Origin of the sequence: Kitasatospora indigofera (assembly GCF_014655955.1) — a bacterium.
Taxonomy (GTDB): domain Bacteria; phylum Actinomycetota; class Actinomycetes; order Streptomycetales; family Streptomycetaceae; genus Kitasatospora; species Kitasatospora indigofera.
Window position 1 is genome coordinate 41293 of record NZ_BNBO01000002.1, and the last position, 12651, is coordinate 53943.

The 12651-nt window shown below is 74.9% G+C and carries 11 protein-coding genes; 7 read left to right on the forward strand and 4 right to left on the reverse strand.

Annotation, left to right across the window (positions count from 1 at the left end; translation table 11 throughout):
* Positions 1-301: 301 nt before the first annotated feature.
* Positions 302-1153, reverse strand: coding sequence for a diacylglycerol kinase family protein (locus tag IE329_RS02190; RefSeq protein ID WP_308438322.1), 852 nt, complete (start codon positions 1151-1153; stop codon positions 302-304).
* A gap of 126 nt (positions 1154-1279) precedes the next feature.
* On the opposite strand from IE329_RS02190, the gene IE329_RS02195 reads away from it, so the two are divergent.
* Positions 1280-2563, forward strand: a complete 1284-nt coding sequence (locus tag IE329_RS02195) for an adenylosuccinate synthase (RefSeq protein WP_190209051.1) — start codon at positions 1280-1282, stop codon at positions 2561-2563.
* 145 nt (positions 2564-2708) lie between these two features.
* Entirely contained in the window at positions 2709-3311 is a 603-nt protein-coding gene (locus IE329_RS02200) for a GNAT family N-acetyltransferase (RefSeq protein WP_190209052.1), read from the forward strand.
* 183 nt (positions 3312-3494) lie between these two features.
* On the opposite strand, the gene IE329_RS02205 is transcribed toward IE329_RS02200, so the two are convergent.
* Positions 3495-3917 carry a DUF350 domain-containing protein gene (locus IE329_RS02205; RefSeq protein WP_190209053.1) on the reverse strand — a complete coding sequence of 141 codons (423 nt, stop codon included), beginning with the start codon at positions 3915-3917 and terminating at the stop codon, positions 3495-3497.
* 180 nt (positions 3918-4097) lie between these two features.
* A complete protein-coding gene (locus IE329_RS02210) occupies positions 4098-4586 on the reverse strand; it encodes an LURP-one-related/scramblase family protein (RefSeq protein ID WP_190209054.1) in 489 nt (162 codons plus the stop codon).
* Positions 4587-4677: 91 nt separating this feature from the next.
* On the opposite strand from IE329_RS02210, the gene IE329_RS02215 reads away from it, so the two are divergent.
* Together IE329_RS02215 and IE329_RS02220 are read left to right on the forward strand one after the other, a co-directional pair.
* The gene (locus IE329_RS02215) at positions 4678-5199 is read left to right on the forward strand and encodes a GNAT family N-acetyltransferase (RefSeq protein WP_190209055.1); all 522 of its coding nucleotides are present in this window, start codon (positions 4678-4680) and stop codon (positions 5197-5199) included.
* A gap of 68 nt (positions 5200-5267) precedes the next feature.
* Positions 5268-7103, forward strand: a complete 1836-nt coding sequence (locus tag IE329_RS02220; protein ID WP_190209056.1) for an NHL domain-containing thioredoxin family protein — start codon at positions 5268-5270, stop codon at positions 7101-7103.
* Between the two features lie 71 nt (positions 7104-7174).
* Here IE329_RS02220 and IE329_RS02225 read toward each other — a convergent pair whose 3' ends face one another.
* Entirely contained in the window at positions 7175-8485 is a 1311-nt protein-coding gene (locus IE329_RS02225; RefSeq protein ID WP_073925032.1) for a M18 family aminopeptidase, read from the reverse strand.
* A 405-nt stretch (positions 8486-8890) separates the two neighbouring features.
* Here IE329_RS02225 and IE329_RS02230 point away from each other — a divergent pair, with 405 nt between their 5' ends.
* The 3 genes from IE329_RS02230 to IE329_RS02240 are packed head-to-tail and all read left to right on the forward strand — an operon-like array spanning position 8891 to position 12488.
* Positions 8891-10504 carry a peptidoglycan-binding protein gene (locus IE329_RS02230; RefSeq protein WP_190209368.1) on the forward strand — a complete coding sequence of 538 codons (1614 nt, stop codon included), beginning with the start codon at positions 8891-8893 and terminating at the stop codon, positions 10502-10504.
* The gene (locus tag IE329_RS02235) at positions 10501-11241 is read left to right on the forward strand and encodes an ABC transporter ATP-binding protein (protein WP_190209057.1); all 741 of its coding nucleotides are present in this window, start codon (positions 10501-10503) and stop codon (positions 11239-11241) included. Before IE329_RS02230 ends, IE329_RS02235 begins: the two co-directional genes overlap by 4 nt.
* Positions 11241-12488, forward strand: coding sequence for an ABC transporter permease (locus IE329_RS02240; protein WP_190209058.1), 1248 nt, complete (start codon positions 11241-11243; stop codon positions 12486-12488). Before IE329_RS02235 ends, IE329_RS02240 begins: the two co-directional genes overlap by 1 nt.
* Positions 12489-12651 lie beyond the last annotated feature (163 nt).

Below are 12651 nucleotides of genomic sequence, written 5' to 3' on the forward strand. Positions count from 1 at the left end.
GCCTTCCCGAACGGGGGAGGGGGCCGAGGTCGGACGATCAACCGGCGACGCGCGTAGACAAAACCCCTTACCGTCAGCGCATTTCGGATCCGGGAATCGGCCCGACCACCCCCCCTGCCTTGTGACGCGCGCCCGTTGGCCCCGGCCGGGCCGGGCCGCCCGGGCCGCCGCGGCGGGTGAAAACGTGACCCTGCTCACCCGGGCCGCCCGACGGGGGTGACCCGGTGGCCCGGCGGCCCGGATCGACCCGGACCCGGCCCGCCCGGGCGGCCGGGCCCCGGCCCGGCAGCGGCCGGCGGGCTCAGCCCGGCAGCAGCAGCCGCCAGGAGGCCGGGTGCACCGTCCAGGTCCGGGAGCGCACCGGGCCGACCGGGTGCCCGTCGGCCTCGTAGCCGAAGCCGCGGCCGGCCACCGTGACCGACGCCGCCCGGGCCCGGACCAGCGCGCCCGGGGCGCGCACCACGATCTCCATCACGCCCTCGCCCAGCGGCAGGCTCACCTGGACCACCCGCACCGGCCGGTGGACGTCCGCCAGCAGGCGTCCGTCCGCCTCCACCCGCAGCCGCGCCTCGGGGTGCTCGCCGGACCCCTCGGGCGGCTTGCCGGTCGCCTGCTCGGCCGCAGCCAGTTTCGCCCATAGCGAACGCCAGCCACCCGTCCGGCCCAGTCCGCGACGGACCCCCGTCCCCGCGATCCGGACCGCGCCCAGCACCACCCCGCCGCCGTCGTCCACCAGCAGGTCCAGCTCGCGCGGCACCCCGGTGAGGATCGCCCGGGCCGCCCGGACCGGCTCGGCGGGCACCCCCAGCGCCCGGGCCGCGTTCAGCTCGGGAGGCCGGCCCACCGGGATCAGTCCGACCGGGTCGCTGCCCAGTTCACGCTGCCGGTACAGGGCCTGGAGGACCCGTTGCAGCGCCAGATCGGAACCGATCACCACCGGTCGGCGGCGGCCCCGGTGCGAAAGCACACGGTCCAGTTCGGACGGGGACTCCGGGTGTGCCACCTTGACGTCCGCGCCTCCGCAGAGCACATCCTTCGCGATCCGGACCGACTCTCCGTCGGTCTGCTTGGCGGCCGGGTCGAGCAGGACGAGCAGTGGCTCGCCGTTGCCGGGGGTGGCAGCGTGGGATGCGGGCGTGGACAGGGACGACACGACCGGTCCTTCCTCAGGTAATCTCTCGGTGCAAGAGCCCCTTGCGCTATTGCGCCAGGGGCTTCGTCTATCTCGGGGCAGACTGCGGCCTACGCAGGATGCCCCAACCGGAAGGGGTGTACGCCTGTGCCGGCACTCGTGCTCGTTGGCGCTCAGTGGGGGGACGAGGGCAAGGGGAAGGCGACCGACCTCCTCGGTGGCTCCGTCGACTATGTCGTCCGCTACCAGGGCGGCAACAACGCCGGTCACACGGTGGTCATCGGCGACCAGAAGTATGCCCTGCACCTGCTCCCTTCCGGCATCCTCAGCCCGAATGTGGTGCCGGTCATCGGCAACGGCGTCGTGATCGACCCGGGCGTGCTGCTCTCCGAGCTGAACGGCCTGAACGAGCGCGGCATCGACACCTCGAAGCTGCTGATCTCGGGCAACGCCCACCTGATCACGCCGTACCACCGCACCCTGGACAAGGTCACCGAGCGCTTCCTCGGCAAGCGCCGGATCGGCACCACCGGCCGCGGCATCGGCCCGACCTACGCGGACAAGATCAACCGCGTCGGCATCCGGGTCCAGGACCTCTTCGACGAGTCGATCCTGCAGCAGAAGGTCGAAGCGGCCCTGCACGACAAGAACCAGCTGCTGGTCAAGCTCTACAACCGCCGCGCCATCCCGGCCGACCTGGTCGTCCAGGAGTACCTCGGCTACGCCGACAAGCTGCGCCCCTTCCTCGCCGACACCACCCTCGTGCTGGACCAGGCCCTGAAGGCGAACAAGGTCGTCCTGCTGGAGGGCGGCCAGGGCACCCTGCTGGACGTCGACCACGGCACCTATCCCTTCGTGACCTCGTCGAACCCGACCGCCGGCGGTGCCTGCACCGGCGCCGGCATCGGCCCGACCAAGATCGACCGGGTCATCGGCATCCTGAAGGCCTACACCACCCGCGTCGGCTCGGGCCCGTTCCCGACCGAGCTGCTGGACGCCGACGGCGACGCGCTGCGCCGGATCGGCGGCGAGCGCGGTGTCACCACCGGCCGTGACCGCCGCTGCGGCTGGTTCGACGCGGTGATCGCCCGCTACGCCACCCGTGTCAACGGCCTGACCGACTTCTTCCTCACCAAGCTGGACGTGCTCACCGGCTGGGAGCAGATCCCGGTCTGCGTCGCGTACGAGATCGACGGCAAGCGCGTCGAGGAGCTCCCGTACAACCAGTCGGACTTCCACCACGCGAAGCCGATCTACGAGAACCTCCCCGGCTGGACCGAAGACATCAGCAAGGCGCAGACCTTCGCCGACCTGCCGAAGAACGCCCAGGCGTACGTGAAGGCGCTGGAGGAGATGTCGGGCGCCCCGATCTCCGCCATCGGCGTCGGCCCGGGCCGGACCGAGACGATCCAGATCAACTCGTTCGTCTAGTCCGTCCGCTCCACCCCGAAGGGCCCCGCGGTTCGCCGCGGGGCCCTTTCGCCTGCCCGGACCCGCCGCCGGCCATCCCCCCCCCCATTTGAACTAGTGCAAAATACTGTTGCATCTAGTGCAAACTCCGGCTACCTTGCCGGGCATGACCGCCAAGCTGCCCGCACCCATCACCCTGACCGGCCGGACCGTCCGCCTGGAGCCCCTGGGCCGGCACCACCTGCCCGACCTGTTCGCCGCCGGCGGCGGGGACGAGGAGGTCTGGCGCTGGATCCCGTCCGGCACCCCGCACACCGCGGACGAGCTGGGCGGCGTCATCGACCGGCGGCTGGCCGAGATCGCGGCCGGCACCGCCGTGGTCTTCGCCGTCGTCGACCGGCAGGACGACCGGGCCATCGGCATGACCGGCTACTACGACTTCGACGCCGAGAACGAACTCGTCGAGATCGGCGGCACCTGGTACGCCCGCACCGCCTGGCGGACCGCCGTGAACACCGAGGCCAAGCTGCTGCTGCTCACCCACGCCTACGAGGACCTGGGCATGGGGCGGGTGTTCTGGAAGACCGACCACCTGAACGAGCGCTCGCGCAACGCCATCCTCCGTCTGGGCGCCACCTTCGAGGGCGTCCACCGGCGGGAGCGCCGCCGCGCGGACGGCAGCTGGCGGGACAGCGTGTACTTCTCGATGCTCGCGGACGAGTGGCCCGCCGCCAGGCAGCGGCTGACGGAGCGACTGGCCCGCGGCTGACCGGTCCGGACGCACCTGAGCCGCCGCTCGCGGACGGTGGGTCGGGCCGCGGGCGGGCACAGGTGCGCGAGTGCGCTGGTCGGCCCCGGGCGGGTCAGGCCCCGGCGGACCGGCCCCGGGCGGGCCGGAAGGGGCCGGCGGTGAGCGGGCCGGCGGTGAGCGGCCGGCGGTGCGGGATCCGGGTCAGGCGATCGCCGCGGAGACGATCGCGGCCACCGCCAGGTTGCAACTGGCCGACACCCACACCGCCGGGTGCGGCTCGGGATCCACCAGGATCGCGCCGAGCCTGCCGGGGGTCAGCAGGTCCACCGCCCAGAACGCCACGGCCATCAGGACCAGGCCGAGCAGCCCGAACAGCGCGGTGGAGACCAGCCCCTTGCCGAACTCCTCGTAGGTGTAGAGGATCGCCGTGAAGACGATCCCGCCGATCCCGAGCAGCGCCGAGCTGAGCAGCACCGCCGCGTTCCGGTTGCGCTCCACCCAGATCTGCCGGCCCAGCTTTCCCGGGGTCAGCAGGTCGACCAGCCCGACCCCGAGCAGCAGCAGCACCACGCCCACCCCGCCGAAGGCCGCGGCGGCGCCCAGACCGTGCACGATGTCGTTCATGGGCGCTCCCCCAGGTCCGCCGGTGCCCGCGCCGGGGCTTCCGGGCACGGGTCAAGGATCGGCAAAACATATCCCATGACCCCCGGGGCCCGGCAGGGCCGGTCGGCATCCGCCCGCGGCTCCCTCCCGCGCCCGGCCGCCCGGCCCGGCCCCTCCCGCAGCCGGCCCGCCGGCCGGGGCTCAGTCCTCCTCGTCCACCAGGTGGTCCACGCAGGCCGCGACGGCGAGCAGCAGCCCGGCGTCGGCGCCGTCGGCGATCTCCACGCCGTAGGTGTCCCGGACCCGGAACCACTTGCGGGAGATCCGGGCGACCTCGTCGCCGTTGTCGTCCTCGATCCGGTAGTCCTTGTCGATCAGGTTCCCGTGGATCGTCAGCTCGCCCCCGGCCGCCAGCTCGACCCGGTACTTGTCGCGGAACGGCGTGAAGAGCTTCTCCCGGACGGTCGCGACCACCTCGCCCTCGGTGTTCTCGATCTTCATCGCGTCGCGGACGGTGAACGCCTTCTCCTTGATCACGGCGACCACCCGGCCCTCCGCGTCCTTCAGCTCGAAGGTGTCCCGCAGCCGCAGCACCTTGCCGTCCACCAGGTACGCCTTGCGGCCGTCCTCGTCCTCGATCCAGTAGTCGTCGCCGATCGCGAACAGCCGCTCCCTGACCAGGTACTTCATGCCGTCTCCTGAGTGCTCCGTGTCGGGCCTCCATTCGACCCGATGCCGGGCCGCATGCCCAGCACCCGCGCGGGGCGGGTTGAATCCCGGTATGCGAACCCCCGAAGCCGCCGCCCTCCGCACCGAACGCCTCGACCTGCTCCCGCTGCGGCCCGCGGACGCCGAGGAGATGGCCCTGGTCCTGGCCGACCCGGCCCTGCACGCCTTCACCGGCGGCGAGCCCGACACCCTCGACGCCCTGCGGGCCCGCTACCGCCGGCTGAGCGCGGGCTCCCCCGACCCCGGCGTCACCTGGTGCAACTGGGTCCTGCGGCTGCGCGCCGACGGCCGCGCCACCGGCTACGTCCAGGCCACCGTCACCGCGGACACCGCGGAGATCGCCTGGGTGGTCGGCGTCCCCTGGCAGGGCCGCGGCCTGGCCGGCGAGGCCGCCCGCGCCCTGGTCGCCTGGCTCCGCACCCAGGACGTCCGCACCGTCGTGGCGCACATCCACCCCGGGCACCTGGCCTCCGCCGCCGTCGCCCGCGCCGCCGGCCTCGGCCCCACCGGGGAACTCCAGGACGGGGAGGTCCGCTGGGAGGCGGAGCTGTCACCGGGTCAGCCGGCCGGCTGAACGGCCGGAGGTCACGATCAGGCCGACCGTCCGGAATGCGGAGGACAGAGGTGCGGTTTGATGGGGGTATGGCATCTCGTGCACGTGTACGCGCCCCCGAGCTGGTCGGGGCAGGCGGTTGGCTCAACACCGGCGGCAAGGATCTCGTCCTGGCGGACTTCCGCGGAAAGATCGTGATTGCCGATTTTTGGACCTTTTGCTGTGTGAATTGTCTGCACGTCCTGGACGAGCTCCGCGAGCTGGAGGAGAAGCACCGCGACACCGTGGTGATCGTGGGCGTGCACTCCCCCAAGTTCGTGCACGAGGCCGACCACCAGGCCGTGGTGGACGCGGTGTCGCGCTACGAGGTGCACCACCCGGTGCTGGACGACCCCGAGCTGGTCACCTGGAAGCAGTACGCGGTGCGGGCCTGGCCGACGCTGGTGGTGATCGACCCCGAGGGGTACGTGGTCGCGCAGCACGCCGGCGAGGGGCACGCGCACGCGATCGCCCGGCTGGTCGAGGAGCTGGAGGCCGAGCACGAGGCCAAGGGCACGCTGCGGCGCGGCGACAGCCCGTACGTGGCTCCCGAGCCGGTGGCGGGCGACCTGAAGTTCCCCGGCAAGGCCGTCCGGCTCCCGAACGGGAACTTCCTGGTCGCGGACTCGGGCCACCACTCGCTGGTGGAGCTGGCCGAGGACGGCGAGCGGGTGGTGCGGCGGATCGGCGACGGCGAGCGCGGGCTGGTGGACGGGACGTCCCCCCGCTTCAGCGAGCCGCAGGGCCTGGCGCTGGTCCCGGCCGGCCTGGACCTCGGGTACGACGTGGTGGTCGCCGACACGGTGAACCACGCGCTGCGCGGGGTGCGGCTGTCGGACGGCGAGGTCCGGACGCTGGCCGGCACCGGCAAGCAGTGGTGGCAGGGCTCCGCGACCGGGGGCCCGGCCCGCGAGGTGGACCTCTCCTCGCCGTGGGACGTCGCCTTCTTCGACGGCCGGGTCTGGATCGCGATGGCCGGGGTGCACCAGCTCTGGGCGTTCGACCCGGCCGACGGCACGGTCGGGGTGGCGGCCGGTACGACCAACGAGGGCCTGGTGGACGGGCCGGTGGCCGAGGCGTGGTTCGCCCAGCCCTCGGGCCTGGCGGTCTCGGCGGACGGCGGGAAGCTCTGGGTCGCGGACTCGGAGACCTCCGCGGTCCGCTGGGTTTCACGTGAAACGAAGACGGTGCACACCGCCGTCGGCACCGGCCTGTTCGACTTCGGGCACCGGGACGGCGCCGCCGGCCAGGCCCTGCTCCAGCACCCGCTCGGGGTGACGGTGCTGCCGGACGGCTCGGTGGCGATCGCCGACACCTACAACCACGCGCTGCGCCGGTACGTCCCGGCGGCCGAGGAGGGCGGCGAGGGCGAGGTGACCACGCTGGCCACCGACCTGCGCGAGCCCTCCGGCGCCGTCCTGGTGGACGGCGACATCGTCGTGGTGGAGTCCGCCCGGCACCGGCTGACCCGGCTGCGGCTGCCCGAGGAGGCCGTCCAGGTCGAGTCGGTGGCGCACCGCACCCGGCGCGCGGCCACCGAGGTCGCGCCCGGCGTGTTCCAGCTGGACGTGGTGTTCTCCGCGCCGAGCGGCCAGAAGCTGGACGAGCGCTACGGCCCGTCCACCCGGCTGCTGGTCTCCTCCACCCCGCCGGAGCTGCTGCTCTCCGGCGCGGGCGCGGACTCCGCGCTCAACCGGGAGCTGGTGCTCTCCGAGGAGGTCACCGAGGGCGTGCTGCACGTCTCGGCGATGGCCGCCTCCTGCGACGACGACCCGGAGATCGAGTACCCGGCCTGCCACGTGCACCAGCAGGACTGGGGCGTGCCGGTGAAGCTCACCCCGGGGGGAGTGCGCCGGCTGCCGCTGGTGCTGGCCGGCATGGAGTAACCGCCGCACCTGCCGAGGGCCCCCGGGGACCGCCGTGAGCGGTGTCCGGGGGCCCTTCGCGCGTCGCGGGGTCAGCCCTCCAGGAAGGCCTTGATCGCGCCGGCCAGCAGGAACGGGTCGTCCGCGCCGCACAGCTCGCGGGCCGAGTGCATGGACAGCGCGGCGATCCCGCAGTCCACCGTGGTGATGCCGAGCCGCGCCGCGGTGATCGGGCCGATCGTGGTGCCGCAGGGCATCGCGTTGTTGGAGACGAAGGTCTGCCACGGGACGCCGGCCCGCTCGCAGGCGGCGGCGAAGACGGCCCGGCCGACGGCGTCCGTCGCGTACCGGTTGTTGACGTTGACCTTGAGGATCGGCCCGCCGTTCGGCATCGGGTGGTGGCCCGGCTCGTGCCGCTCGCTGTAGTTGGGGTGCACGGCGTGACCCATGTCGGAGGACAGGCAGACCGTGCCGGCCAGCGCGCGGGCGCGGTCCTCCGGGCTGCCGCCGCGCGCGTGCACGCTGCGCTCCAGCACGTTGCCGAGCAGCGGGCCCTGGGCGCCGGTGTCCGACTCGCTGCCGGTCTCCTCGTGGTCGAAGGCGGCCAGCACGGGGATGTACGGCAGCTCGGCGCCCTCGGCGGCGGCCGCCGCGGTGGCGGCCAGCGCGGCGGTGGCGGCGTGCACCGAGAGCAGGTTGTCCAGCCGGGGGCCGGCCAGCAGCTCGCGGTCCCGGCCCAGGTAGGACGGCGGCTGGACGTCATGGGTCATCAGGTCCCAGCCGACGATGTCGTCCGCCGGGACACCGGCCCGCTCGGCGACGTACTCGATCAGCGATCCCTCGTCGGTCGGGCCGAGGCCCCAGATCGGCGTCAGGTGGCGCTGCTTGTCGAGCTTGAGACCGTCGTTGACCTGCCGGTCGAGGTGGATCGCCAGCTGCGGCACCCGCAGCAGCGGCTCGTCGATCTGGACCAGCCGCACGCTGCCGTCCCGCAGGGCCAGCCGGCCGGAGAGGCCGAGGTCCCGGTCGAGCCAGGTGTTCAGCGGGACCCCGCCGTAGATCTCCACCGCCACCTGCCGCCACCCCGCCGAGCCGGTGTCCGGCACCGGCTTGACCCGCAGGTTGGGCGAGTCGGTGTGGGTGCCGACCACCCGGAACGGGGTCTGCGGGCCTGCCCCCTGCGGCACGTACCAGGCGATCAGCGCACCGCCTCTGACGACGTACCGGCCGCCGGTCGTCCCGTCCCAGGCGTCGGTCTCGGAGACCTGGCGGAAGCCGACCTTCTCCAGTCGCTGCGCCGCGCTCGCCACCGCGTGGTACGGCGACGGTGAGGAACCGAGGAAGGCGATCAGGTCATCGGTGTGCGTCCGGTCGAAGAAGGCCTGGCGGGCGGCGGTCGACATGCTGCTCCTGGGTCGAGGGAGGGCCGAAACCGGATGGGGGGTCGGCTTGGCATCATTGAGCATATGCCCGTACACGGACATGACAGCCGGAACCGGTGAACGGGTACAGAACACGGACAGCCCGGTGAAAGTAACGGGGCGAACGCGCTCTGTCAGCCCTGTCGCCGGCCACCGGCAAGTGCCCTGGCACCGGCGGCGGCTGACCGTCCGTCGGGGCCGGCGCGGCGGCCCGGCCGGGCGGCCGGTCCGGCGATTCGGGACGTTTGCGGCGACCGGCCCCGGGTCTTCGCGATTTCCCGCCCGAACTGCCTCCTCTTGTTGCAGAGTTGCCCGGGGCGACCGGCGGACCGGGCCCCGGGCGGGCCGGCCGGCCGCCGCGAGGACGTGCACCGGGGATCAGGGGTCTTGGGGGAGAGCGGATTGTTCGGGCGCGCGCAGCGGAGCACCGGCGGCACCGGGGACGGAGCGCCGGACCAGCGGCCCGTCGAGGCACCCGACGCGGGACCCGGCGCGGTGGGCGCCGCCCCGACGAGTGGCGCCGGACTGTCCCGGACGGCCCGCCGGCGGCGGGTCCTGCTGGCGGTGGCCGCCGCCGCGGCGCTGGTCTCGGCCGGCGGCCTGGCGGCCTCCTCGCTGGTCCGGTCGCCCGCCGAACGGGCCGCCCGGACGGCGCCGCCGCCGGACACCGTGCTGACGGCGGCCGCGACCATGCAGGTGATCAATCCCTCGGTGGTGCTCCGCGGCACGGTGTACCCGCCGGCCCGGTACGACGTCACCCCGGCCTCGGCCTCCGCCGAGGTCACCCGGCTGTACGTGTCCGGGCTGTCGGTGCGGGCGGGCGACCAGGTGGTCGCCGGCCGGCTGCTGGCCGAGGTGTCGGGGCAGCCGTTGTTCGCCCTGGCCGGGGCCGTGCCCGCGTACCGCGACCTCAAGCCGGGCAGCACCGGCTCCGACGTCGCGGAGCTGCAGGACGCGCTGGCCGCGCTCGGCCTGCCCGCGCACGGCGACGACCGGGGTGGCTTCGGCGCCGGCACCGCGCGGGCGGTCACGGACCTCTACACCCGGCTCGGCTACCCGGTGCCGACCACCGGCGCCGTCACCCAGCAGGCGGTGGACACGGCGCGGAAGGCGGCGGACACCGCCCAGCAGAGCGTGGACGCCCTGGCCGCCCGGCGGAAGGCGGCTGCCGGCGCCACCGCGGACCCGTCCGCCGCACCCGCCGGGGCGGAGGCCGCCGCCACCGGGCCCGTCCTCGACCAGCAGCTCGCCACCGCCAGGAAGGAGCTGACCGCCGCCAGGGCCGCGCTGGCCAGGGCGGAGGCGCTGAACGGGCCGATGGTGCCGGCCGCCCACGTGGTCTTCCTGCCCGCCTTCCCCGCGACCGTCACCGCCGTCAACGCCGCGGTGGGCTCGCCCGTCTCGGGCCCGCTGCTCTCCCTCAGCAGCGGTGGTCTGTCGCTCACCGGGCAGCTCACCCAGGCACAGGCCGCCGCGGTGCGGCCCGGCATGCCGGTGCAGGTGCTCTCGGAGGCCGCGAACACCACCGTCACCGGCACGGTCGGGGCGCTGGGGGCGCCGACGACGGTGGCACCGGCGGGCCAGGTGATCCCGATCGGCGGGGCGGGCGGCGGGGCGGGCGATCCGGGCACCGGCCCCGGCGGCGGTACGGGCGGCGGGGCGGGCGGCCAGGACGGCGGTGCGGGTGGCGGGAAGGCCGGCGGCGCGCTGTACGTGCCGCTGACCGTGACGCCGGACGCCCCGCTGCCGGCCGGGCTGAACGGCCAGAACGTCCGGATCACCGTCCTCAAGGGCGCCTCCGGCCCACCGGTGCTGACCGTGCCGGTGGCCGCGGTCTTCACCACCTCGGCGGGCCGGACGTCGGTGACCCGGCTCGACGCGGCGGGCCGGCGCAGCACGCTGGCCGTCACCCTGGGCGCGAGCGACCAGGGCTTCGTGGGGGTGACCCCGGCCGACGGCGGCGAGCTCAGGGCCGGTGACCTGGTGGTGGTCGGGCGGTGACCGCCCCCACCTCGGCGACCGCCACCGGCAGCGGCCCCGGCGGCGGCCCCCTGGTGATCAGGCTCGCCGGTGTCGGCCGGACCTTCGCCGGGCCGCCGCCGGTCACCGCGCTGCACCCGTCCGACCTGGAGATCCGCCGGGGCGAGTACGTGGCGGTGACCGGCCCGTCCGGCTCCGGCAAGTCCACCCTGCTGCACCTGCTGGGCCTGCTCGACACCCCCAGCACCGGCAGCTACGAACTCGACGGGATCGACACCGCCGGGCTCGGCGACCGGGACCGCTCGACCCTGCGCGGGCAGCGGATCGGCTTCGTCTTCCAGTCCTTCCACCTGCTGGCGCACCGCACGGCCGAGGAGAACGTCCTGCTCGCCCAGCTCTACAACCGCACCCCGCGCGCCCGCCGCCGGGCCGCCGCCCGCGAGGCGCTGGCCCGGGTCGGCCTGGCGCACCGCACCCGGGCGCTGCCCGGAACGCTCTCCGGCGGCGAGCGGCAGCGGGTGGCGATCGCCCGCGCGCTGGTGAACGGTCCGAGCCTGCTGCTGTGCGACGAGCCGACCGGCAATCTGGACTCGGCCAACGCGGAGGCCGTGCTGACCCGCTTCGACGACCTGCACGCGCAGGGCCACACCCTCGTCGTCATCACCCACGACCCGGCCGTGGCGGCCCGCGCGGAGCGCTCGGTGCGGATCGGCGACGGGCGCCTGCGCGAGCCGGGCCGGCCGGCGGTGGACGGCTGATGGCCAGGAGCGTCCTGCCCGGACCGGCCTCCCGGCTCGGGCTGCGCGACCTGGTCGCCGAGGCCCTTTCGGGCACCCTGCAGCGGCCCGGCCGGACGGCGCTGACCATGCTCGGCACGGTGCTCGGCATCGGTGCCTTCGTGGCGGTGCTGGGCCTGACGGCCACCGCCTCGGGGCAGATCGGCGAGCGGTTCGACCTGACCCGGGCCACCACGGTGACGGCCGGCGACCACCCGTCCGGGGACGGCCTGCCGCCCGGGGTCGAGCCGCCGACCAGCTTCCCGCCGGACACCGACGCCCGGCTGGCCCGGATCGACGGGGTGCGCGCGGGCGGGCTCTGGTGGCCCGTCCCCGGTGCCCCGCCGCTGGCCGCCACGCCGACCGGGCCGGACGCCGGGCAGGGGCTGGCCCTGCTGGCCGCCACCCCCGGCGCGGTGGCGGCGATGGAGCCGACGATGGTCGCCGGGGTCCCCCTGGACCCGTACGTGCAGGAGTCCCGCCAGCCGGTGGCGCTGCTCAGCTCGGCGGCCGCCGAGCGGCTCGGGGTGAGCCGGCTGGACGCCCAGCCGGCGGTCTTCGTCGCCGGGATCCCGTACACCGTGATCGGGGTCTACTCGGAGGTGCGGCGGCAGCCGGGGGCGCTGCCCGGGGTGATCGTCCCGGCGTCCACGGCGCTGGAACGCTTCGGCAGCCCCCCGCCCGGCGGTGAGCGGGGCACCCAGGCGCTGGTCGCGACCCGGGTGGGGGCGGCCGGGGCGGTGGCCCGGCAGCTGCCGCTCGCCCTGCGCCCGGACGCGCCGGAGGCGTTCACCGTGGTGCCCCCGCCGGACCCGCACGGCCTCCGGGACGGGGTGGCCTCGGACCTGACCGGCCTCTTCCTGGCGCTGGCGGCTATCTGCCTGCTGGTCGGCGCGGTCGGGATCGCCAACACCACGCTGGTGGCGGTGCTGGAGCGCACCGAGGAGATCGGGCTGCGCCGCTCGCTGGGGGCCAGGAGCCGGCACGTCGCCGGGCAGTTCCTGACCGAGTCGACGGCGCTGGGCACGCTCGGCGGGCTGATCGGGACCGGGCTGGGGGTGGTGACGGTGCTGGCGGTGGCCGCCGCGCGGGACTGGACGGCGGTGCTGCAGCCGGCGGCGACCCTGCCGGCCCCGCTGATCGGCAGCGTGGTCGGTCTGCTGGCCGGCCTGTACCCGGCGCTGCGGGCGGCCCGGACGGATCCGCTGAAGGCGCTGCGCAGCGGCTGAGCAGGGTGGCCCGGCGGGGCCGGTGGCCCGGGCGGCGGCGAGCAGCACGAAGGGGGCCCGCCGGTGCGGCGGGCCCCCTTCGTGCTGAGGGTGGGTCAGGCGGTCGTTCGGGAGGTGCCGGGCGCGGCGCGCCCCGGTCCGGGGCGGTCGCGGTGACCGGCGG

Bases quoted from the DNA above. Each gene is read 5' to 3' on its own strand.
- IE329_RS02200 (WP_190209052.1), top strand. From the start codon at position 2,709: ATGACCGCCAAGCTGCCCGCACCCATCACCCTGACCGGCCGGACCGTC.
- IE329_RS02205 (WP_190209053.1), bottom strand. From the start codon at position 3,917: ATGAACGACATCGTGCACGGTCTGGGCGCCGCCGCGGCCTTCGGCGGG.
- IE329_RS02210 (WP_190209054.1), bottom strand. From the start codon at position 4,586: ATGAAGTACCTGGTCAGGGAGCGGCTGTTCGCGATCGGCGACGACTAC.
- IE329_RS02215 (WP_190209055.1), top strand. From the start codon at position 4,678: ATGCGAACCCCCGAAGCCGCCGCCCTCCGCACCGAACGCCTCGACCTG.
- IE329_RS02220 (WP_190209056.1), top strand. From the start codon at position 5,268: ATGGCATCTCGTGCACGTGTACGCGCCCCCGAGCTGGTCGGGGCAGGC.
- IE329_RS02225 (WP_073925032.1), bottom strand. From the start codon at position 8,485: ATGTCGACCGCCGCCCGCCAGGCCTTCTTCGACCGGACGCACACCGAT.
- IE329_RS02240 (WP_190209058.1), top strand. From the start codon at position 11,241: ATGGCCAGGAGCGTCCTGCCCGGACCGGCCTCCCGGCTCGGGCTGCGC.